General features: G+C 71.0%; 18 protein-coding genes. 7 read left to right on the top strand and 11 right to left on the bottom strand.

Annotated features, from left to right (window positions below):
- Positions 1–36: 36 nt before the first annotated feature.
- Positions 37–1314, bottom strand: a complete 1278-nt coding sequence (locus tag VFW66_03220) for a pyridoxal phosphate-dependent aminotransferase (GenBank protein HEX5385694.1) — start codon at positions 1312–1314, stop codon at positions 37–39.
- Between the two features lie 106 nt (positions 1315–1420).
- Here VFW66_03220 and VFW66_03225 point away from each other — a divergent pair, with 106 nt between their 5' ends.
- The 7 genes from VFW66_03225 (at position 1421) to VFW66_03255 (ending at position 12537) form a co-directional block, all read left to right on the top strand.
- Positions 1421–2029, top strand: a complete 609-nt coding sequence (locus tag VFW66_03225; protein HEX5385695.1) for a hypothetical protein — start codon at positions 1421–1423, stop codon at positions 2027–2029.
- 79 nt (positions 2030–2108) lie between these two features.
- On the top strand, positions 2109–3734 hold the full coding sequence (locus VFW66_03230) for an electron-transfer flavoprotein:ubiquinone oxidoreductase (GenBank protein HEX5385696.1): 1626 nt from the start codon (positions 2109–2111) through the stop codon (positions 3732–3734).
- Between the two features lie 105 nt (positions 3735–3839).
- Positions 3840–4082: a hypothetical protein gene (locus VFW66_03235; protein ID HEX5385697.1), complete on the top strand. Its 243-nt coding sequence runs from the start codon at positions 3840–3842 to the stop codon at positions 4080–4082.
- A gap of 1 nt (position 4083) precedes the next feature.
- Complete coding sequence (locus tag VFW66_03240; GenBank protein ID HEX5385698.1) at positions 4084–5475, top strand: class I SAM-dependent methyltransferase; 1392 nt, start codon at positions 4084–4086, stop codon at positions 5473–5475.
- Positions 5472–7034: a sulfatase-like hydrolase/transferase gene (locus VFW66_03245; GenBank protein ID HEX5385699.1), complete on the top strand. Its 1563-nt coding sequence runs from the start codon at positions 5472–5474 to the stop codon at positions 7032–7034. The genes VFW66_03240 and VFW66_03245 overlap by 4 nt, the downstream gene beginning before the upstream one ends.
- Positions 7035–7085: 51 nt before the next feature.
- Positions 7086–9791, top strand: a complete 2706-nt coding sequence (locus tag VFW66_03250; protein HEX5385700.1) for a protein kinase — start codon at positions 7086–7088, stop codon at positions 9789–9791.
- A gap of 25 nt (positions 9792–9816) precedes the next feature.
- Positions 9817–12537, top strand: a complete 2721-nt coding sequence (locus tag VFW66_03255; GenBank protein ID HEX5385701.1) for a protein kinase — start codon at positions 9817–9819, stop codon at positions 12535–12537.
- On the opposite strand, the gene VFW66_03260 is transcribed toward VFW66_03255, so the two are convergent.
- The 10 genes from VFW66_03260 to VFW66_03305 form a co-directional block, all read right to left on the bottom strand.
- The gene (locus VFW66_03260; protein HEX5385702.1) at positions 12515–12937 is read right to left on the bottom strand and encodes a secondary thiamine-phosphate synthase enzyme YjbQ; all 423 of its coding nucleotides are present in this window, start codon (positions 12935–12937) and stop codon (positions 12515–12517) included. The two genes, VFW66_03255 and VFW66_03260, sit on opposite strands and share 23 nt — an antisense overlap.
- Positions 12938–12998: 61 nt before the next feature.
- Positions 12999–13283 (bottom strand): hypothetical protein, encoded by a 285-nt coding sequence (locus VFW66_03265; protein HEX5385703.1) that lies wholly within the window; start codon positions 13281–13283, stop codon positions 12999–13001.
- A gap of 138 nt (positions 13284–13421) precedes the next feature.
- Positions 13422–14315 (bottom strand): 2,3,4,5-tetrahydropyridine-2,6-dicarboxylate N-succinyltransferase, encoded by an 894-nt coding sequence (locus VFW66_03270; protein HEX5385704.1) that lies wholly within the window; start codon positions 14313–14315, stop codon positions 13422–13424.
- Positions 14308–15213, bottom strand: coding sequence for a 4-hydroxy-tetrahydrodipicolinate synthase (dapA, locus tag VFW66_03275; GenBank protein HEX5385705.1), 906 nt, complete (start codon positions 15211–15213; stop codon positions 14308–14310). Before dapA ends, VFW66_03270 begins: the two co-directional genes overlap by 8 nt.
- On the bottom strand, positions 15210–15911 hold the full coding sequence (locus VFW66_03280; protein HEX5385706.1) for a dihydrodipicolinate reductase C-terminal domain-containing protein: 702 nt from the start codon (positions 15909–15911) through the stop codon (positions 15210–15212). Before VFW66_03280 ends, dapA begins: the two co-directional genes overlap by 4 nt.
- Positions 15905–17254 carry a lysine-sensitive aspartokinase 3 gene (lysC, locus tag VFW66_03285; GenBank protein HEX5385707.1) on the bottom strand — a complete coding sequence of 450 codons (1350 nt, stop codon included), beginning with the start codon at positions 17252–17254 and terminating at the stop codon, positions 15905–15907. The genes VFW66_03280 and lysC overlap by 7 nt, the downstream gene beginning before the upstream one ends.
- Positions 17251–18306, bottom strand: a complete 1056-nt coding sequence (gene asd / locus VFW66_03290) for an aspartate-semialdehyde dehydrogenase (protein HEX5385708.1) — start codon at positions 18304–18306, stop codon at positions 17251–17253. Before asd ends, lysC begins: the two co-directional genes overlap by 4 nt.
- Positions 18303–19409: a M20/M25/M40 family metallo-hydrolase gene (locus VFW66_03295; protein HEX5385709.1), complete on the bottom strand. Its 1107-nt coding sequence runs from the start codon at positions 19407–19409 to the stop codon at positions 18303–18305. Before VFW66_03295 ends, asd begins: the two co-directional genes overlap by 4 nt.
- A 199-nt stretch (positions 19410–19608) precedes the next feature.
- Positions 19609–20511, bottom strand: coding sequence for an ornithine cyclodeaminase family protein (locus VFW66_03300; GenBank protein ID HEX5385710.1), 903 nt, complete (start codon positions 20509–20511; stop codon positions 19609–19611).
- On the bottom strand, positions 20508–20754 hold a 247-nt coding region (locus tag VFW66_03305), incomplete at its 5' end, for an MFS transporter (protein HEX5385711.1). The genes VFW66_03305 and VFW66_03300, both read right to left, overlap by 4 nt.

Raw genomic sequence — 20754 nt, forward strand, 5'->3', positions numbered from 1 at the left:
GGCGGTCCCGCTCCCGGCGGTCCCGCGTCCACCTCCTCAGCCACGCCGCACCACCTCGCGCACGCGCCGCACCCCTTCCACCACCTGCGCCTCCTCCGCCCCGAACGAGAAGCGAACATAGCGCTTGAACCGCGACGGGCGCCCGCTCCGCCGCTTGCCCGGATTTACGTCGAAGAATTCGCCCGGCACGCAGATAACCCCGCGCTCAAGCAGCGCGCGAAAGAGCGACATTCCGTCATCAAGGCCCGCCGGGAGCCCCGACACGTCGGCCCAGCAGTAGAACGTCCCCTCGGGCTCGAGATCGAACCGCATGCCCGCATCGCGAAGCCCGTCGAGCAGAAGCTGCCGCTTGCGGCTGAACGCGCGCCGGATCGCGCCTGTCTCCGCGCACGCGATGTCGGGCGACAGGAGCGGCACCGCCGAGCGCTGGAGCGGCTTGCTGCCGCCGCCATCGAGAAAGGAGCCGCTGCTCGATACCGCATCGATCACCGCCTCCGGCCCCACGATCCAGGTGCACCGCCATCCGGGGTAGCGCCAGTTCTTGGTGAATCCGTCGAACAGCACCACCGGATCGGCGTCGACGTCCTCCACATACCGCGCGGCCGACACCATCTCGGCGCCATCCTCGGAAGACCAGATGTAGTGCGAGTAGAACTCGTCGATCAGGAGCGAGCATTGCAGCTCGCGCGACGCCGCGACCCACGCCTCGAGCTCCGGTCCCTGGATCACCTTGCCGGTCGGGTTGCACGGGTTCGACAGCAGCACGGCCGAGAGTCCGCGCCCCGTGATCTCGCGGCGCAGCTCGTCCACGCCGAAACGATAGCCCGTCGCGCCGTCGAGCAGGATCGGGATTGCGGTGAAGAGCTTGAAGATGTCGAGCAGCTCCTCGTACGCGGTGTAGTCCGGCAGGAAGTGGCCGAGGTTGATGTGGCCGAGCGCCGCGACGGCGCGGGTGAGCGAGGCGCGGCCGCCGCCCGAGATGCAGACGTTGCGCTCGGTGTAGAGCGACGCGCGCCCCTGCCGGTAAAGCCGGTTGTAGAGATCGGCCACGGCACGCCGGAGCTCGGGAATCCCCGCCACCGGCGCGTACTCCTGGTCATCCGGAGCGATCGCGACCTGCTCCACGCGGGGCGGCGCGCCGGGGAGCGGCCCCGTCTCCGGCTGTCCCTGTCCCAGGTTGCACCAGTCGGGATGCCCGTAGCGGTACCCGTGGCGCGCCGCTTCGGCCATCACGTAGATGACGCCGGTGAACGGCACCGCGCGGAAGCCGGGAATCCGGTGGCTCGTCGGGCTTCGTGGGGTCGGGGAGGTCATGCGGCAAACATAACGCGCCGCGGAGGGTGTCGGGGGTCACACGCGCAAACGCCGTCGAAATGAATATTCGAAGTGGCGGACGGGTTGCGGGCGATGGGAGGGCGGCATGACGGTGCAGGGCGAGGCGGCCGAAGCGATCCCCGGCAGCGAGCAACGTTGGACGTTCGATGGGCGGGCCGCCGTCTGGGGCGGCATCGTGGGCGGCGTCGTCTACGTCGTGCTCCAGATCATTCTCACCGCCGCGGCCATGGGCGGCGGAGCCGCGAGTCCGCTGCGCCGGATGGCGGGCATCATCTCGGGTCGCGGCGTGTTCACGGGCCCGGTCCCGGTGGGCGCGGGCGTCATCATCACCGGATTCATCGTCCACTTCGTGCTCGCCATCATTTACGGGCTCATCCTCGGCCTCATCATCGCGCGGATGCGCCGCGGGTGGGCACTCCTCGCGGGGCTCATCTTCGGGCTCGCGCTCTACTTCATCAACTTCTATTTCTTCACGGCCGTGTTCCCCTGGTTTGCCAACGCCCGCACCTGGGTGACGGTCGTGAGCCATCTCGCCTACGGTCTCGTGGCGGCGTGGGTGTACGTGGCGCTCAGGCGTCCGTCGTTCGCGCGAATGCGGTATCCCACGCTCAACCTCCGGCGGGCCATCTGGGACGGCACCGAGCGGCGGCACACCATCGGCGTCTGGGAAGGGCCTGAGCGGCGGCGGACGTAGAGGCGAACGGTCGCCGGGCCGCGGCTATATTGCCCGCGGTCCGCCGCACCGTTCCCCACCATCCGAGGAGCCGCCGCTCGTGCCGCCCATTCTCCCCGTCCGACACCAGCGCGACCTCCCCCTCGACCGCATCATCCGCCGCGAGCCGCCGGGCGCCGAGGCGATCGAGATGGACGTGCTCGTCGTGGGCGCGGGGCCCGCCGGCCTCGCCTGCGCCATCGAGCTCGCGCGCCGCCGGCCGGAGGCGCAGATCGGCGTGCTGGAGAAGGCGGGGAGTCTGGGCGAGCACAGCCTGTCGGGTGCAGTGGTGAACCCGCGCGCACTCCGCGAGCTCTTTCCGGACGTCGACGTGAGCGAGCTGCCGTTCCGCCAGCCGGTGAGCGGCGAGGCTGTGTACGTCCTCACGAAAACCCGCGCGCAGCGGATCCCCACGCCGCCCACGATGCACAACGCCGGCTTCTACACCGCGTCGATCTGCGAGATCGTCCGTTGGCTCGGCGAGCGCGCGGAAAGCGCGGGCGTGAATCTGTTCCCGGGCTTTCCGGTCGAATCGTTCCTGGTCGAGGGCGACAGGGTCCGGGGCGTGCGCACCGCGCCCTCGGGCCTCACGCGCGACGGCGAGCCCGGTCCCAATTACCAGGAGCCCACCGACCTCACCGCCAAGGTCACCGTCATCGCCGAAGGCACCCGCGGCATGCTGGCGCAGGCATGGCGCTCGTGGCAGAAGGTGGGCTCGTCCAATCCGCAGATCTTTGCCCTCGGCGTGAAGGAGGTGTGGGAGGTTCGGCGCCCGCTCGACCAGATCGTCCACACCCTGGGCTGGCCGCTCCCGCGCGACGCCTTCGGCGGGAGCTTCATGTATCCGCTCGGGCCCACGCAGGTGGCGCTCGGCCTCGTTGTCGGCCTCGACTATCACAATGCGCGGCTCGACGTGTTCGAGCTGATGCAGCGGATGAAGCTGCACCCGCTGTTTCGCCGGCAGCTCGAGGGCGGCCAGATGCTCGAGTGGGGCGCGAAGACGATTCCCGAGGGCGGCTACTTCGCGCTGCCCGAGCGCAACCACGGCGACGGCATCCTGCTGATCGGCGACGCCGCGGGCCTGGTGGACGTGCCCTCGCTCAAGGGGATTCACTACGCGATGCAATCCGGGATCTTCGCCGCACGCGCGGCGGCCGGGGCGCTCGAGCGCGGCGCGCACGACGCGGCGGCGCTCGCGGGCTACGACGCGGCGCTCCGCGGGAGCTACGTGGTCTCCGACCTGCACCGCACGCGCAACATGCGACTCGCGTTCAAGGACGGCTTCTTCGTGGGCGGCGCCAAGGCGGTGCTGATGACGGCGACGGGCGGCCGCTTTCCGGGCGCGCCCATCGCCATGGCCGCCGACGCGAGCACGCCGCGCGCCGTGGAGCCGGTCGAGCCCTTCACGCCCGACGGCGCGCTGACGTTCAGCAAGGTGGATGCGGTCTTCAAGTCGGGCAACGCGACGCGCGATACGATCCCGAGTCATCTGCTCGTGGGTCCCGATGTGACGCCCGCGGTGGCCGAGTTCTACTCGCATGTCTGTCCGGCGGCGGTGTACGAGCGCGTTGGCGACGAGCTCCGGGTCAACGCGCCGAACTGCGTCGATTGCAAGGCGACCGACGTGCTGGGGCCGAGGTGGACGCCGCGGGAGGGGGGGAGCGGGCCGAAGTATCGGATGATGTGAGGGCGCTTGGCTGGCACCGCATTTGCGCCTGGACCGCTTGTGTCCCCATCGGAAAACTGACAATCTGCCGGCGCGCCTCCGCGCCGCGCCGGAGGTCCCTGCTCGATGCCATCCGCTCCCCGCGCCGAGTCGCCCGGCTCCAAGCTGCTGACCTGTCTGGGCTTGGTCGGCGTCGTGGCGCTGCTGTTGCCGCGCTCGCTCCACGCCTACGTTGATCCATCGGTCGGCAGCATCGTGTTCCAGGTCGCCGCGGCCGGCTTCCTGGCGGGGCTCCTCACCGCCAAGCGGTGGTGGAGGCGCGCCACATCCCTAGTGCACGGACTCGTCGCGCGCATCGCGGGCCGGTAACTTGGAGCGGCTCGCGGCCTCCTTTCGCGACCCGAGCGGTTTCGTCTTCGAGCACGACGGGATCCTCTACCGATACATCGCTCGGGATTACGCCGAGCACTACACCCAGCTCATGTCGGGCGGCCTCTACGACGACCTCGTCGCCGCCCAACTTCTCGTCCCGCACGCCGAGGTCGCGACGCCCCACCCGGCGGCGGCCGGCGCCTTTCGCATCATCGCCCCCACGCGCGTCGATTTCGTGTCGTATCCCTACGAGTGGTGCTTTGGCCAGCTTCGTGCGGCCGCGCTCTGCACGCTCGCCGTTGCGCGCCGGGCGCTCGCGCGCGGCATGCTGCTCAAGGACGCGTCCGCCTTCAATGTGCAGTTCGACGGCGCGCACCCGGTCTTCATCGACACCCTCTCGTTCGAGCGCTACGTCGAGGGCACGCCGTGGCCGGCATACCGCCAGTTCTGCGAGCACTTTCTCGCGCCGCTGCTGCTCATGGCGCACGTCGCGCCCGATCTGAGTCGGCTGCTTCGGGTCTATCCCGACGGGCTGCCGCTTGGGCTGGCGAGCCGTCTGCTCGGCTGGCGCGCGCCGCTCTCGGTGAGCGCCTGGGTGCACCTGCGGCTGCACTCGCGCAGCATCGCCCGCGGTGAGGCAGCGCAAGAACCGCCGTCCAAACCAGCTGCCGTCTCCCGCCGCGGGCTCGAATCGCTGCTCGAGCACCTGGAAGAGGCCGTGTCGGGCTGCCGCTGGCAGCCCGCCGGAACGGTGTGGGCCGACTACGACCGCACCCACAGTTACAGCACCGCCGCGTTCGAGGCCAAGCGTGAAATCGTGGACCGGTGCGTGCGCGCCGCCGGCGCGCGCCGCATCTGGGACCTCGGCGCGAACACGGGGACGTTCAGCCGGATTGCGGCCGATGCCGGCGCGAAGGTGCTCTCGCTCGACGCCGACGCCGCGGCGGTCGAGCTCAATTTCAGGAGAGTGGCGGAGCGCACCGACCGGAACGTGCTCCCGCTCCTCGTGGACCTCACCAACCCGACGCCGCCGCTCGGCTGGGCGCTCCGCGAACGCGCCAGCCTGCCGGAGCGCGGGCCGGCCGGCATGGCGCTCGCACTGGCGCTGGTTCACCATCTGGCCATCGGGCACAATCTCTCGTTCGCGCAGATCGCCGGATTTTTCCGCCGACTGGCCCCGGCTGTGCTGGTCGAGTTCGTGCCGAAGGATGACCCGATGGTGCAACGGCTGCTCGCCGCGCGCCGCGACATCTTTCCGGACTACACCGAGGCCGCCTTCGTCGCGGCGCTCGAGCGCGAGTTTCCGGCAGTAGAGCGGCAGGCACTGCCGGAATCGGAGCGGGTGCTGTTCTTCGCGCGGGCGGGTGCGCGTAAAGGTGCCGGCGCATGAGGCGATTCAACATCGTCCCATATCCGTTCCTGTTCGCGCTCTACTCCGTCCTTGCAATCGCTTCCGCGAACGCCACGGAGCTCATCCCGCTCCACGACCTGCTGCGGCCGCTGCTGCTCGCGACGGCAATCGCCGACGCGGCATATCTGGTCGCGCTCTCGGCCGGTCCCGATCCGCACCGCCGGGCCGCGGGCGCGGGCTTCGCCGTGCTCGTCTGCGTCACGTTCTGGTTCTGGGGTGACTTGTTCGCGTGGCGGCAGGAGGTGGCCGGCGAAGTTGCGGCGGTGGTCTGCGCAGCGCTCTTGATCATCGTGCTCAACCTGTTCCTGCGCCGCAGCCGCCGCACCTTCGCAGGCGTGTCCAGATACCTGAATCTGTTTGGCGGAATACTGCTCTTCTGGTCGGGGGGCACGTTGGCGTGGCGCCACCTGCACCACGTATCGGTCGCGGTGGCGCAGCCGCTGCCGGTCCGGAGCGCGCCAGTCCGTGGGGTGGATCCGGATTCGTCGCAGCGCGAGCTGCCACACGTCGTGGTCGTGATTCTCGACAAGTACACCGGCGCGAAGAGCCTGCGCGCGAACTTCGGGTTCGACGATACGCCGTTCGAGGACGGACTCAGGCGCCGCGGTTTCTTCGTGCCGGGCAATGCGCACGCCAACTACGTACAGACGTTCCTCGCCTTGTCCGCGATGCTCAACTGGGACTACCTCGACGCACAGACGAAGGCGCTGGGCCCGGATTCTCATTGCTGGGAATGTTTCTACCCGGTGCTCGAGGACAATCGCACCTGGCACGCCCTCAAGGACCGGGGATACGAGTTCGTATTCCTCCCGACCGGACTGCCCGCGACCGCAAGTAACCGCTACGCCGATCTCGAGCTGCCGAGCTCGCGGGCGATCACACACGAATTCGAGGCGGCATGGGTCCGCACCACGATCCTGCTTCCGCTGATGGAGGCCGCCTGCGCCAGCATCCGCTGCTCGGACGCCGCGCTGCCGTACGCGCCGGAGTCCGCGGCATCGCTGGATTGGAAGTTCGAGCAGATCCCGCTACTTCTGAGGCAGCAGCGGCCGGTCTACGTCTTCGCGCACTTCACCGTGCCGCACGAGCCATACGTGTACGACGCCGAATGCCGCCACCGCCGGCCGTCCTGGCCCGAGCGTGACGACGGTCCCGACTCGCTCCAGATCAAGGCGGACTACGTGGACCAGATCCGCTGCGTGAATCGCAAGGTCGATCGCCTGGTGGACGCGATGGCGGCGAACAGCTCTCGGCCGCTCGTCGTCATGCTGCAGGCGGACCACGGGCATGGCCGGATGGGCCGTGACCAACCATCGCTCTCCAATGCGCCCCCCGACCGAGTCGCCGAGCGCCTCGACATCTTCGCCGCCTACCGGTTTCCCGGTGCGCCGGCCGGGCTGGTCTACGATTCGATCTCGCCCATCAACGCGATGCGCGCGCTCATGCGCTTCTACTTCCAGCTCGATTTGCCGCCGCTGGAAGACGCCAGCTATTGGTCATCGGCCGATCTCCCCTACAAGTTCGCCCGCGTCCGGTAGCCCTTCCGCGGGCACCCCCCTATACTCCTTGCTCCCCTTCGGGGCGCCTCCATGCCCGAGTCGTTCGACCGCTTGAAATCCGCGCTCGCCGATCGCTACGCGCTCCTCCGCGAGATCGGGAGCGGGGGCATGGCCACCGTGTACCTCGCCGAGGACCAGCGGCACCACCGCAACGTGGCCGTGAAGGTGCTCCGCCCCGAGCTTGCCGCCACCCTCGGCCCCGAACGCTTCTCCCGCGAAATCGAGATTGCCGCCGGCCTGCAGCATCCGCACGTGCTGCCGCTGCTCGACTCCGGCCAGGCCGACGGCTTCCTCTATTACGTCATGCCCTACGTCGAGGGCGAGTCGCTCCGCGATCGTCTTGCGCGTCAGGGCGAGCTGCCGATCGCCGACGCCGCGCGCATCCTGGCCGAAGTGGCCGACGCGCTCGCCTACGCGCACGGACGCGGCGTCGTGCACCGCGACATCAAGCCGGACAACGTGCTGCTCTCCGGCCGTCACGCGCTGGTCACCGATTTCGGCGTGGCCAAGGCCGTGAGCGAGGCGACGGGCCGCCAGCAGCTCACGACGGCAGGTGTGGCGCTCGGCACGCCCGCGTACATGGCGCCCGAGCAGGCCGCGGCCGATCCGCAGGTCGATCACCGCGCCGATCTCTACGCATTGGGCGCCGTGGGCTACGAGCTGCTCACCGGCGCGCCCCCGTTCACCGGCTTCAATGCACAGGCCGTGCTCTCGGCGCACATGACCCAGGCGCCGCAGGTGATCACCGAGCGCAGGCCCGGCATTCCGCCGGTATTGGCCGAGGTCGTGATGCGGGCCCTCGCCAAGCGGCCGGCGGATCGGTGGCAGAGCGCGCAGGAAATGGTCGAGCGACTCGAGCTGCTCGGCACGCCGAGCGGCGGCATGACGCCGACGAGCACTCGGCTCGTCGCGACACCGCGCCCGCGCCGCTCGCGCACGGCGCTCTGGGCGGGGTTCGCGGGCGCCGCCGTGGCGCTCGCCGCCGTGGCCGTTCTTGCGCTCCGCCGGCGCGAGCCGCCGACGCTCGTGCTGGGCCGCGCGACCCAGGTGACCTTCGACGCGGGGCTCGAGCTCGACCCGACGATCTCGCCCGATGGCAAGCTCGTCGCGTACGTCCGCGGCGCGCCGGAGCGGATGCGGCTCTTCGTGCGGCAACTGGGCGGCGCCGGCGCCGGACAGGCGATCGCGGTCACGCCGGACAGCGGCTCCGCGCAGCGGCAGCCGCACTGGTCGCCGGACGGCACCCGGCTGCTCTACCACACCGATGACGGCCTGTACGACGTGCCCGCCCTCGGCGGACGACCCCGACTCATCGCCCACGCGTCATCCTCCAGCGGCGGCGCCTCCGCCGCATGGTCGCCCGACGGCCGTCGCATCGTGTTCTCGCGCGGCGATACGCTGCTCATCCATGCGGAGGGCGGAACCGACCGCCAGCTCGCCGTGCTTTCGGGCAGCGATGTGCACTCGTACGCCTGGTCGCCCGACGGATCGCTGATCGCGATGGTCGCCGGCAACTCGCTCTTCACGCTGGGCGGCGCCGCGGCGCTCGGCAACATCGGGCCGAGCGCCATCTGGATCGTTCCCGCCGGCGGAGGGAAGCCGGTGCACGTCACCGACGCGGCTGCGCTCAACACGAGCCCCACCTGGCTGCCCGCGAGCCGCGGACTGCTGTTCGTCTCCAACCGCGACGGACCGCGCGACGTCTATCGGATCGCGGTCACGGCCAGTGGCGAACCGTCCGGTCCGGCCGCGCGCGTCACGTACGGCCTGGATGTCCATTCGATCAGCCTGACACCCGACGGGCGCCATCTGACGTATGCCTCGTTCCTCACCCGCTCGAATGTCTGGGCCGTGCCGGTGCCGTCCGAGGGATCCGTGTCGATTTCGTCGGCGCGCGAGATTACCACCGGCAACCAGTTCGTCGAGGGCTTCGCGGTGAGCCGGGACGGACGCTGGCTCTACTTCGACTCGAACCGCAACGGCAACCAGGACTTGTTCCGGATGCCGCTCGCCGGAGGCGAGCCTGAACAGCTCACCACCAACCCGGCGGACGACTTCCTGCCGGATCCATCGCCGGACGGACGTGAGGTTGCGTTTCACGGCGTGCGCGAGGGTGGGCGGCGCAAGATCCTGGTGATACCGGCGGCCGGCGGCGCCGAGCAGGTCGCCGCCGCCAGCGCGTGGCAGGACCGCTATGCGCAGTGGTCGCCCGATGGCCGCGCGATCGCCTTCTCGATCACGCCCGAAGCGCCGCCGGGCGAGGTCGGGCTGTTCGTCGTGCGGCGGAACGCCGACGGGTCGTGGGGAACGCCGAAGAAGCTCTATGATCGCTCGGGATTCGCCACGTGGTCGGCCGACGGCCGCTCGCTGCTGCTCAACGCCGATCCCGGTCTCACGCTTTTCAAGGCTGCCAGGGCAACGATCGTTCCCGTCGACGGCGGATCGCCCGTGCCGGTGCAGACGCAATTCGATTCGACGGCAATCACGGTGAACGCCGGGTGGTGGGAGAACGGGCGCACGCTCGGACTGCTGCCGATCCTGCCGACCGGCGCGGCGGGCTTCTGGCTGCAACCGGTGGGCGGACGTGCGCGCCTGGCCGTGCGCTTCGACGATCCGACTCGCGAAATCGCGAACCGCGGCAACTGGGCGGCGGACGGCAAGAACGTGTACGTCCTGGTCGAGGACCGCGAGAGCGACATCTACGTGGCCGACGTCGGCGCTCGCCCATCCCCTTGATGATGTCCCGCCTGCAACGCTCTCCGTGACCGATAGCCCACTCGACCGGCTCCGCGCGGCGCTCGCCGGCCGCTACGCGTTGCTGCGCGAGATCGGCAGCGGCGGCATGGCGACGGTCTACCTCGCCGAAGATGAGCGGCACCACCGCAAGGTGGCCGTCAAGGTGCTTCGGCCGGAGCTCGCCGCCACGCTCGGCCCGGAGCGGTTCTCCCGCGAAATCGAGATCGCCGCCGGCCTGCAGCATCCGCACATCCTGCCGCTGCTCGACTCGGGCGGCGCGCCGGACGCCGCCGGCGGCGCCGAGTTTCTCTACTACGTGATGCCGTACGTCGAGGGCGAGTCGCTCCGCGAGCGCGTGGCGCGGCAGGGCGAGCTGCCGATCGCCGAGGCCGCGCGCATCCTGGCCGAGGTGGCCGACGCGCTGATGTACGCCCACGCGCACGGCGTCGTGCATCGCGACATCAAGCCCGACAACGTGCTGCTCTCGGGTCGCCATGCGCTCGTCACCGACTTCGGCGTGGCCAAGGCGGTGAGCGAGGCCACCGGCCGCCAGCAGCTCACGACCGCGGGCGTGGCGCTCGGCACGCCCGCCTACATGGCACCGGAGCAGGCCGCCGCCGATCCCTCCATCGATCATCGCGCCGACATCTACGCGCTGGGTGCGCTGGGCTACGAGTTGCTCACTGGCGCGCCGCCCTTTACCGGGTTCAGCGCGCAAGCCGTGCTCGCGGCCCACATGACGCAGGCGCCGCAGCCCGTCACGGAGCGGCGCCCCGCCGTGCCGCCGGTGCTCGCCGAAGTGATCATGCGCGCGCTGGCCAAGCGCCCGGCCGATCGGTGGCAGAGCGCGCAGGAGATCGTCGAACGACTCGAGCTCCTCGGCACGCCGAGCGGCGGCACGACACCCACCAGCACGCGAGTCGTGGCGGCGCCCCGCCCGCGCCGCTCGCGCACGGCGCTCTGGGCCGGGCTCGCCGGTGCGGCCGTGGCGCTCGCCGCGGTCGCGGTGCTGGCGCTCCGGCGCCGCGGGCCGCCGGACCTCGTGCTCGGCCGCGCCACGCAGGTCACGTTCGATGCGGGACTCGAGCTCGACCCCGCCATCTCACCCGACGGCAAGTTCATCGCCTACGCCGCCGGCCCGGCCGAGCGCATGCGGCTCTTCGTGCGGCAGATCGGCGGCGGAGGCGCCGCGCAGACGATCGCGCTCACGCCCGACAGCGGTGCGTCGCAGCGGCAGCCGCGATGGTCGCCCGACGGCTCGCGCTTGCTTTACAGCACGGATGACGGCGTGTACGAGGTACCGGCGCTCGGCGGGCGGCCGCGCCTCATCGCGAGGGCTCAGCCGGAGGGGCGCCAGGAATCCGCCGCCTGGGCGCCGGACGGCCGGCGCTTCGTCTTCGCGCACGGCGACACGGTGATGGTGCACGACGAGAGCGGGGCGGAGCACGCGCTCGCCACGCTCGGCGGCAACGATCCGCACTCCTACGTCTGGTCTCCCGACGGATCGATGATCGCGCTCGTCGCCGGCAACGCGAACTTCAGCCTGGGCTCCGTCCTGCTCGGCAACATCGGGCCGAGCGCCATCTGGATCCTGCCGGCTCAGGGCGGCGCGCCGGTGCACGTCACCGACGGCGCCTCGCTAGACGTGAGTCCCACCTGGCTGCCCGACAGCCGCGGGCTCCTCTTCATCTCCAATCGCGACGGGCCGCGCGACGTCTACCGCGTCACCGTCACCTCGCACGGCGAGCCGGCCGGGTCCGCTGCGCGCGTCACCTTCGGACTCGGCGCGCACTCCATCAGTCTCGCCGCAGACGGACGCCGCCTTGCGTACTCCATCTTCACCACGCAGTCGAACATCTGGGCCGCCGCGATCCCGTCCGAGGGTGCGGCGTCGATGTCCGCGGCGCACCAGGTCACCATGGGGAATCAGCTGATCGAGTCGTTCTCGGTGAGCCCCGACGGCCGGTGGCTCTACTTCGACTCCAACCGGAACGGCAACCAGGACCTCTATCGCATGCCGGTCACCGGCGGCCAGCCCGAGCAGCTCACCAGCAATCCGGCCGACGAATTCTGGCCCGTCGCCTCGCCCGACGGGCGCGAGGTCGCGTTTCACGCGGTGCGGGCTGGCGGCCGGCGCGCCATCGTGGTGATGCCGGCGGGCGGCGGCCCCGAGCAGATCGCGGCGGCGGGGCGGTGGCAGAACCGCTACGCGCATTGGTCGCCGGACGGGCGCGCACTGTGCTTTTCGGAGACTGAGGCGCCGAACGGCCAGGGGGGCGTGTTCGTCGTGCGCCGAAACGCCGACGGATCGTGGGGTGAGCCGAAGAAGGTCTACGGCAAGACCGGCCCCGCGGCGTGGACGCGCGATGGCAAATGGCTCATTCTCTCGCCCGACAGTGGCACGCTTCCCGGCTCCGTCCACGCCATGCTCATCCCGGTCGACGGCGGGCCGGCGCAGCCGATTCGCACCGAGTTCGATTCGGCCGCGCTCGCCGTGCATGCCGGCACCTGGCCCGTGGGAAATGCGATCGGGCTGGAGCCGATCCTCCCGAACGGCATTCCGGGCCTCTGGGTGCTGCCGGAGGCCGGCGGCCGCGGCCGGATGATCATGCGATTCGACGATCCGGCGCGCGAGCCCTCGAGCCGCGGCTCGTGGGACTCGGACGGCAAGACCGCGTACGTCGTGGTCGAGGATCGCCAGAGCGACGTTTACGTCACCGACGTCAGCGCTCGCCCATCACCTTGACGATCACCCGCTTGCGGCGCTGCCCGTCCCACTCCCCGTAGAACACCCGCTGCCACGGTCCGAAATCGAGCTTGCCCGCCGTGATCGGCACGATCACCTCGTGCCCGATCGTGAGGCTCCGGAGGTGCGCCGCGGCGTTGTCCTCGCCGGTCTCGTTGTGGTGGTAGCGCGCGGGGTCCCACGGGGCGACGGTGTGCTCGAGCCAGTACAGGACGTCCTGCCACAGCCCCGACTCGTGGTCGTTGACGAACACCGACGCGCTGATGTGCATGGCCGAGACGAGCACCATCCCCTCGCGGATGCCGCTCGCGCGCACCTGCTCGGCCACCTGGTCGGTGATGTCGATGATCTCCTGGCGCTTCTTGGTCTCGAACCAGAGATAGTGGGTGTGGGTGGGCATGGCGCCTGGGCCCGTCGACGACGGGAGTTGATTGTCCGACGGGCCCGGCGCGATTATGCGATCAGTGGTACCGCCCGCCCCACCCCAGCGCCGCGATCAGCCAGATGATCGCGATGATCAGGATAATCCACAGGAAACAGCCGAGCCATCCCCATCCGGCGCCGACATCCGCTTCAGTCTCCGTGGTCGCGGTGCCCGGGGCCACGTCCGTGCGCCTCCGCCCCGGCGACCGCTGATACCAGGGGCCCCAGCCGCGATAACCCCACCCGTACCCGAGTGGAAAGATGAACAGGATGACCACGAAGAGAATCCACCACCACCACCACCCGCCGCCGTACCACCACATAGCCGCTCCTCCGATGGGTACAGCCTTCACGTTCGCAATCCGGCGGGTTGGCGCCGTGCGGAGGGTCACAATGGCAGGGCCGGCTCTGCGGAGGGAGATGCCGCAAGCGGAGACGTGACGACGCTGCGGGGGACAGCGCTAGCGCAACAGCTCCTCCAGCGCCACCGCCGCATCCGTCCGCTCGTCCCGGTACTTCACGATGATGGGCGCGTAGAGGCTCACGCCCAGTGCCTTGCCGGGGCCGCTCGTCACCGGCCGGGTGCCGGGCACCACCACTGCGCAGGACGGAATCTCGAGCGGCCGGTCGGCAGTACGGCGGTAGATCTTGTCGTGCACCAGGTCCACCACGGCGGTGCCCCCCGTGAGCAGCACGCCGGGTGCGAGCACCGCGCGCTCGCGCACCACCGTGCCCTCGTACACGCCGCAGTTGCCGCCCACCAGCACCTCGTCCTCGATGATCACGGGCAGCGCCCCCGCGGGCTCCAGCACGCCGCCGATCTGCGCCGCGGCCGAGAGGTGCACCCGGCGCCCGATCTGCGCGCAGCTCCCCACCAGCGCGTGGCTGTCGATGAGCGTGCCCTCGTCCACGTACGCACCGACGTTCACGTACATCGGCGGCATGCAGATGACGCCGGGGGCGACATAGCAGCCGTCGCGAATCGCCGAGCCGCCCGGCACGAGGCGCACGCCGTCATTCGGGCCGATGGCGCGAAGCGGATACGTGTCCTTGTCGTAGAAGGGAAAAGGGCCGCCGGTGGCCGCAGGCGCGAGCCGCCCGAGCCGGAAGCCGAGCAAAATGCCCTGCTTGACCCACGCGTTCGCCTGCCAGCGCCCGTCCGCGCCGCGCTCGGCCGCGCGCACCTCGCCGCGGTTGAGCGCGGCCTTGAGCGCGTCGAATGCCGCGCGGGCCTGCGGTTCCTCCCCCGGCGGCACGCCATCGGTGTAGCGCGCGAGCCGCGCGCGCAGCTCGTCGGCGCGCGGCTCGGTGCCGAGCGACCCGCCGCCGCGCACCGCCGCGCCGCGCTCAGACACCCTGCACGCCCGCCGTGCGGAGCGCGTCACGCAACGTGTCGCGCGTCGCGGCGCCCGCGGGCACCAGCGGCAGGCGCAGCACGTCCTCGATTTTCCCCATCATCGCGAGCGCCGCCTTTACCGGCCCTGGATTGGTCTCGGCGAAGTTGGCGTCGATGAGCGGCAGCAGTCGATCGAGGCACTGCCGCGCGGGCCCGAGCTTTCCGTCGAGCGCCCCGTGCACCATGGCGCGCATCGCGGCGGGCGCCTCGTTCGAGGTGACCGAAATGAGCCCGTCGCCGCCGGCCGCGACGATGGCGAAGGCGAGCCAGTCCTCGCCCGAGAGCACCGAAAATCCTTCGGGCCGGCCGCGGATCAGGTCCATCGCCTGGCGCAGGTCGCCGCTCGCCTCCTTGATGCCGAGGCAGTTGGGATGTGCCGCGAGCCGAAGCGCGGTTTCGGGCTTGAGGTTCACCGCCGTGCGGCCCGGCACGTTGTAGAGGCAGACCGGCCGGGTCGACGCGTCGAGCACCGCCATGAAGTGGCGGTAAAGACCTTCCTGTGTGGGCTTGTTGTAGTAGGGAGTGGCACTGAGGATGTGGCTGGCGCCGGTGGCGCACATGCGCCGCGTCTCGGCCACCGCTCTCGCGGTGTCGTTGTCGGTGGCGCCCGCCATCACCGGCACCCGGCCCGCCGCCACCTCGACCACCTTCGCCACGACGCGCTCGCGCTCGGCGTCGTCCATCGTCTGCGCTTCGCCGGTCGAGCCGCAGGGCACCAGGAAGTCGATCCCCTCGGCGATCTGCCACTCGGTGAGCCGCGCGAGCGCTGCGAAGTCCACCGCGCCGTCGCGGGTGAACGGCGTCACGATCGCGGTGCCGCAGCCCTGGAACGTCCCGCGCCCTCTGGCGCTGGTCATCGGTTATCTCCGAAAAGCATGTCCTCGAAGGTGAAGACGCCGCGCCGTCCCGGCAACCACTCCGCCGCGGCCACCGCGCCCTCGGCGAATCCCTCCCGGCTCCGCGCCGAGTGCGAGAGCCCGATCGTGTCGTGCGGGCCGTCGTAGGTGAGCGTGTGGGTGCCGGGGATGGCGCCGGCGCGGATCGACGTGATGGGGAACGCGCGCGCCGCGTCGGCCGACGTCGCGGCGTGCTGGAGCGCCAGCGCGGTGCCGCTCGGCGCGTCCACCTTCCGCGCATGGTGCGCCTCGACGATGAATCCGTCGTAATCCGCCCGGCCGGCGAAGCGGCGCGCCATCTCCGCCGCGGTCTTGAGGAACAGATGCACGCCGATCGAAAAGTTCGACGCGTAAAGCAGCGCGCCGCCCTTCCGCTCGACCAGCTTCGCGATGCGCGGCAGCTCGCCGTGCCAGCCCGTGGTGCCGGTCACCACCGGCACCCCCGCCTCGATGAGCCGCTCGATGTTCCCAACCGCCGCGGCGGGCGCCGTGAACTCCACCGCCACGTCCACGCCCTCGAGCCGCTCGCGGGTGAGCCCCGCGCCGCCCGCATTGTCGTCGATGTCGATGATCGCCCCGATCGTGTGCCCCCGCGCGGCGGCCGCCTGCGCCACCGCGCGGCCCATGCGCCCGTGCCCCACGATCGCGAGCGTCAACACGAGCCGAAGAACTCCCGGTGAAGCTGCCGCACCACCACGGGCCCGTCCTCTTCCTTCACCACGAACGTCATGTTGATCGCCGACGCGCCCTGCGAGATCACCTCGACGCAGGTTTCGCTCAGCGCACCGAACACCCGGCCCGCGAGCCCGGCGGTCTGCTTGAGCCCGATCCCTACCACCGCCACGATGGCGCGCCGCTCCTCCACCCAGACTTCGCCCAGGTCTTCCAGCTCGCGCACCAGCGCGTCGATGCTGTGCCCGCCCTCGATGGTAAGCGAGACGCTCACCTCGCTGCTCGCGAGCACGTCCACCACTACCTCGTGCCGCTCGAACACCTCGAACAGTTGCCGGAGAAATCCGTACGCGCCGAGCATGCGAGGCGCGCGGATGTTGACGACGGTGATGCCGCGCTTCCACGAGATCGAGCGGATCGGCGAGTCGCCCAGGCGCTCCAGCTCGGCGGCCGACTCGATCTTGGTGCCGGGCAGCTCGGGCCGGTGCGAGTTGAGCACGACGATCGGAATCCCCTCGCGCACGAGCGGCACCGCCGTCGCCGGGTGGAGCACCTTGGCGCCGAACGTCGCCAGCTCGGCCGCCTCCTCGTAGCTCGCCACCCGGAGCGTCCGCGCTGACGGGACGACGCGCGGGTCGGCCGTCATGAGGCCGTCGACGTCGGTCCAGATTTCGACCCGGCGCGCGTGCAGCGCCGCGCCGAGGAGCGCCGCGGTGAAGTCCGAGCCGCCGCGGCCGAGCGTCGTGGGGACGCCGTTGGCGGTGGCGCCGATGAATCCCTGCGTGATGGGGACGGCCCCGCCTTCCACCAGCGGACCCAGACACTCGCGCGCGCGGGTGGTGAAGAACTGCGCGTACGGCGTCGCGCGGCCGAAGCGGTCGTCGGTCACCATGATGGAGCGCACGTCGACCCACTCGGCGCGCACGCCGGCGCCCTCGAGCGCCGCGCCGATGAGCCGTGAGCTCCACAGCTCGCCACGCGAGGCGATCGCATCCAGCTCGCGCGGCAGCGCGCGGCGCCCCATCACGGCCTCGAGCTCGGCACCGAGCGCGTCGGCCTCCGCACGGATGTCGTCGAGCGCGGCCTCCGCGCCGGGCAGCGCGCGCGCCGTGTCCTCATGCCGCGCCACCAGCGCGGCCAGGCGCCCGCCCACACCGGCGTCGCGCCGCTCGGCCAGGCGCGCGAGGTCGAGCAATCCGTCCGTCACCCCCGCGAGCGCGGACACCACCAGCACCGGCCGCTCCGCCTCGCGCGCGCGAATGATGTCGATGAGCCGCCCGATCGCCTCCGCATGCTGCACCGAGGTGCCGCCGAACTTGCAGACGATCATGCGGACACGTACCCCTCAGCCACGAGCAGCTCGCCGATCTGTACCGCGGCGCCCGCCGCGCCGCGAATCGTGTTGTGGCTGAGCAGCGCCAGCCGAAGATCGAGCAGGGGACAGGGCCGAATGCGGCCCACCGTCACCGTCATTCCGTTGCCGCGCTCGAGGTCGAGCCGGGTCTGCGGCCGGTCGGGGCGGAGATCGACTTCCACCGGCACCGCGGGCGACGACGGCAGCCCGCGCACCGAGGGCGGCGCCGCGAACGCACGATACGCCGCGATGGCCTGCTCCGGCGTCGCCTTCTCCCGAAGTCCCACGCTCGCCACCTCGAGATGCCCGTCCACCGTCGGCACCCGGTTGGTGTGCGCGCTCACCACCATCGGCGCCGGCGTCACGCCGCCGCTCGTGACCGCGCCGAAAATCTTGGCGGTCTCCCGCTCCATCTTCTCCTCTTCGCCGCCGATGTGCGGAATCACGTTGCCCACGATGTCGAGCGAGGGCACGCCCGGATATCCCGCGCCCGACACCGCCTGCATCGTCGAGACGAACACTTTCTCCACGCCGAACGCCTGATGCAGCGGTGCCAGCGCCAGCACCAGTCCCGCGGTGGAGCAGTTGGGATTGGCGAGAATGGCGCCGGGCCAGCAGCGGTTGGTGCGCTGGCGGCCGACGAGCGTCACGTGGTCGGCATTGATCTCCGGAATCATGAGCGGCACGTCCGCGTCCATCCGGTGCACCCGCGTGTTGGTCACCACGAACGCACCCGCGCGAGCAAAGGCCTGCTCGATGTCGCCCGCGACATCGGCGTCGAGCGCGGAGAACGCGATGCGCGCGTCGATCGGCGGCGCCGAGCGCTGCACCACCATCCGTGCGATGCGCTCCGGCAGCGGCGCCGTCTCGCGCCAGCGCACCACCTCGCCGTAGGGCCGTCCCGCGCTCTGGCCCGACGCCGCGAGCGCGGCCAGCTCGAACCAGGGATGCTCCGCCAGCAACCGCACGAACTTCTGGCCGACGGTGCCAGTCGCGCCGAGCACCGCGACGGGAATCTTTGCACTCATCTGGTCTTCCGCGCCGGCTCTGAAGCGCTCGGCTCGCCGGCCGGGCGCTCGCCCGCGGCGCCTTCGCTCGCCAGCAGATCGTTGGCGAGCTTCACGTACAGCTCGACACCCCGGAGCAGCTCGCCCTTGGCGATGCGCTCGCGGTCGGTGTGTGCCACCCGGATCGAGCCGGGTCCGAGCTGGTAGCGCCGCCCCCAGTTGCGGAAGAACGGCAGATCGCTCGCGTAACCCACCACCGTAGTCTCCCACCCAGGCAGGCCCTCGCCCTTGTACGCGGGGATCTCGACCTCGGCGCTCACGCTGACCGCCGGATCGGCGGCGAGCCGCACCTGCTCCTTGAACTCCTTCGTGGGCCCCACGGTGCGCACCAGTATCTGCGCCGCCGCGTGCGCGGGAATCACGTTGGGCGCCACGCCGCCGCGGATGGTGCCGATGTTGAGGCTCGACTCGCCCAGCACCGGATCGAACGCGAGCGGAAGGCGCCGAATGGTGCGCAGCGTCTCGAGCAGCGGGATGATGGCCGACTGTCCCTCGGCCGGATACGCCGAGTGCGCGGCGCGGCCCGTCGCCTCGAGATCGATCCGGAGCGAGCCCTTCTGTCCGATGCAGAGCAGGTTCTCGGTCGGCTCGCCGTTGATGAAGAATTGCCCGCGCGGCTCGAGCGCGTGCGCCGCGTGCGCGCCGTCGGAGCCGTTCTCCTCGCCCACCACAAAGAGGAGCCCGACCCGCCGCTCGCCCGCCTCCGCGAGCCGCTCCGCCGCGGCGACCATCGCGGCGGCGATGCCCTTCGCGTCGCAGGAGCCGCGACCGTAGATCCACTCGTCGTCTTCGCCGAGCGGGACGTAGGGCGGCACGCAGTCGAGGTGGGTGGAGAAGACGACCGCGGGCGGCTCGCGCCAGGCGTAGAGGTTCCAGCGCTCGCCCGGGGGCGACGCGTCGATCACGCGCGGCGCGGCGACCCCCGCGGCGGTCGGCACCGACTGGCGCGTCACCCGGTAGCCGGCGCGCTCCAGCACCCCCGCGAGGTACGCGAGCGCGGGCCCCTCGTGGAAGGTGGGCGACTCGATGGCGACGAGCGTCTTCGTCAGTTCGATCGGGTCCATAAAAAACCTGCCCCGCCGGGCTCTCGCGCGGCGGGGCTCTCGGTTCGGAGTTGATCCATCACCCGTTACGCCAGGCCGCGCGCGATTCGATGCGGACACCTGTGCCCGCGCTTGAGCCCACGCTTGCACCCACGCGTGAGCGCGCGGAAGGCGGTCATGACGGGTCGAATGGTCGATGGAGGAATCATTTGTTGTGAAGCTAGGACGTGCCGCAACTCCGGGCAAGGGTCAGCGCCGCCGCCACCACGTCCTCCACCGCGACGCCGAGCGACTTGAAGAGCGTGATCTCGCCGGCATCGCGCCGGCCGAGCGCAGTTCCCGCCACGATCTCGCCCAGTTCCGCGTCCACCCGCCCGGCCGCGATGACGTCGCCGGACTCCACAAGCGCCGCGTCACGCGAGTCCACCACGATGCGGGCGCGGCGGAGCAGCTCGTCGTCCAGCTCGCGCCAGTCGGGGCGGCAGGCGCCGACCGCGTTCACGTGGGTGCCGGGGGCGAGCCAGGCGCCCTGGAGGACCGGCGCCGTCGCGCTCGTCGCCACCACCACCACATCGGCGCCGCGCACCGCCTCCTCGGCCGTGGCGGCCGCCGTGACGCCGTGCTCCCGCGCAAAGGCCGCCGCGCTTCGCGGGCTCCAGACGCGCACATCGTCGAATCGCCGCACCTGCGTAAGCGCCGCCAGGTGGCTCCGCGCCTGCACGCCCGCGCCCAGAAGTGCCAGCACCGTCGCGTCGGGCCGGGCGAGCCGGTCGGTCGCCACCGCCGACGCCGCGGCCGTCCGCATCTCGGTGATGAGCCGCCCGTCGATCACGGCCAGCGGCTCGCCGGTCTCGGCACGGAACAGCAGAATGAGCGCGTGGTGCGTGTGGAGGCCGCGGTTTTCCGGGTAGAACGTCACCAGCTTGGCGCCGAGGGCACCGGCGTACGCGGGCATGACGCCGAAGAATCCGTGATGCTCCGCCACCGGCACGATGCTCCGCACCGGCTGCACCACGCGCCCGGCGGAGAGATCGGCGAGCGCCGTGGCCATGGCGGGGATGAGATCGTCGTAGCGGAGGACCCGGCGCACCGTGTCTTCGTCGAGGAAGGCGATCTCCGTCATGCCGCCTTCGCCTCCGCCATCCGCGCCGAGCGCTCCCCGTCCGCCACGTCCACCCGCGAGAGCACCACGGCACCCACCACGAAGAATGCGATCACCGAGAGCACCGCGAGCCGGCTCGTCCCCGTGAGCGCGATGACGCCCGCGAACACCAGCGGTCCGAAGATCCCCGCGAACTTCTCGAACACGCTGAAGAACCCGAAGAACTCCCCCGACCGCGCCGGCGGCACCATCGCGGCAAAGAGC

It is taken from the genome of Gemmatimonadales bacterium (assembly GCA_036279355.1).
Taxonomy (GTDB): domain Bacteria; phylum Gemmatimonadota; class Gemmatimonadetes; order Gemmatimonadales; family GWC2-71-9; genus DASQPE01.

Excerpts from the sequence above, each read along its gene's own strand:
- VFW66_03220 (HEX5385694.1), bottom strand. The coding sequence starts at position 1,314 with ATGACCTCCCCGACCCCACGAAGCCCGACGAGCCACCGGATTCCCGGC.
- VFW66_03225 (HEX5385695.1), top strand. The coding sequence starts at position 1,421 with ATGACGGTGCAGGGCGAGGCGGCCGAAGCGATCCCCGGCAGCGAGCAA.
- VFW66_03235 (HEX5385697.1), top strand. The coding sequence starts at position 3,840 with ATGCCATCCGCTCCCCGCGCCGAGTCGCCCGGCTCCAAGCTGCTGACC.
- VFW66_03245 (HEX5385699.1), top strand. The coding sequence starts at position 5,472 with ATGAGGCGATTCAACATCGTCCCATATCCGTTCCTGTTCGCGCTCTAC.
- VFW66_03250 (HEX5385700.1), top strand. The coding sequence starts at position 7,086 with ATGCCCGAGTCGTTCGACCGCTTGAAATCCGCGCTCGCCGATCGCTAC.
- VFW66_03260 (HEX5385702.1), bottom strand. The coding sequence starts at position 12,937 with ATGCCCACCCACACCCACTATCTCTGGTTCGAGACCAAGAAGCGCCAG.
- VFW66_03265 (HEX5385703.1), bottom strand. The coding sequence starts at position 13,283 with ATGTGGTGGTACGGCGGCGGGTGGTGGTGGTGGTGGATTCTCTTCGTG.
- dapA (HEX5385705.1), bottom strand. The coding sequence starts at position 15,213 with ATGACCAGCGCCAGAGGGCGCGGGACGTTCCAGGGCTGCGGCACCGCG.
- lysC (HEX5385707.1), bottom strand. The coding sequence starts at position 17,254 with ATGATCGTCTGCAAGTTCGGCGGCACCTCGGTGCAGCATGCGGAGGCG.
- asd (HEX5385708.1), bottom strand. The coding sequence starts at position 18,306 with ATGAGTGCAAAGATTCCCGTCGCGGTGCTCGGCGCGACTGGCACCGTC.
- VFW66_03295 (HEX5385709.1), bottom strand. The coding sequence starts at position 19,409 with ATGGACCCGATCGAACTGACGAAGACGCTCGTCGCCATCGAGTCGCCC.
- VFW66_03300 (HEX5385710.1), bottom strand. The coding sequence starts at position 20,511 with ATGACGGAGATCGCCTTCCTCGACGAAGACACGGTGCGCCGGGTCCTC.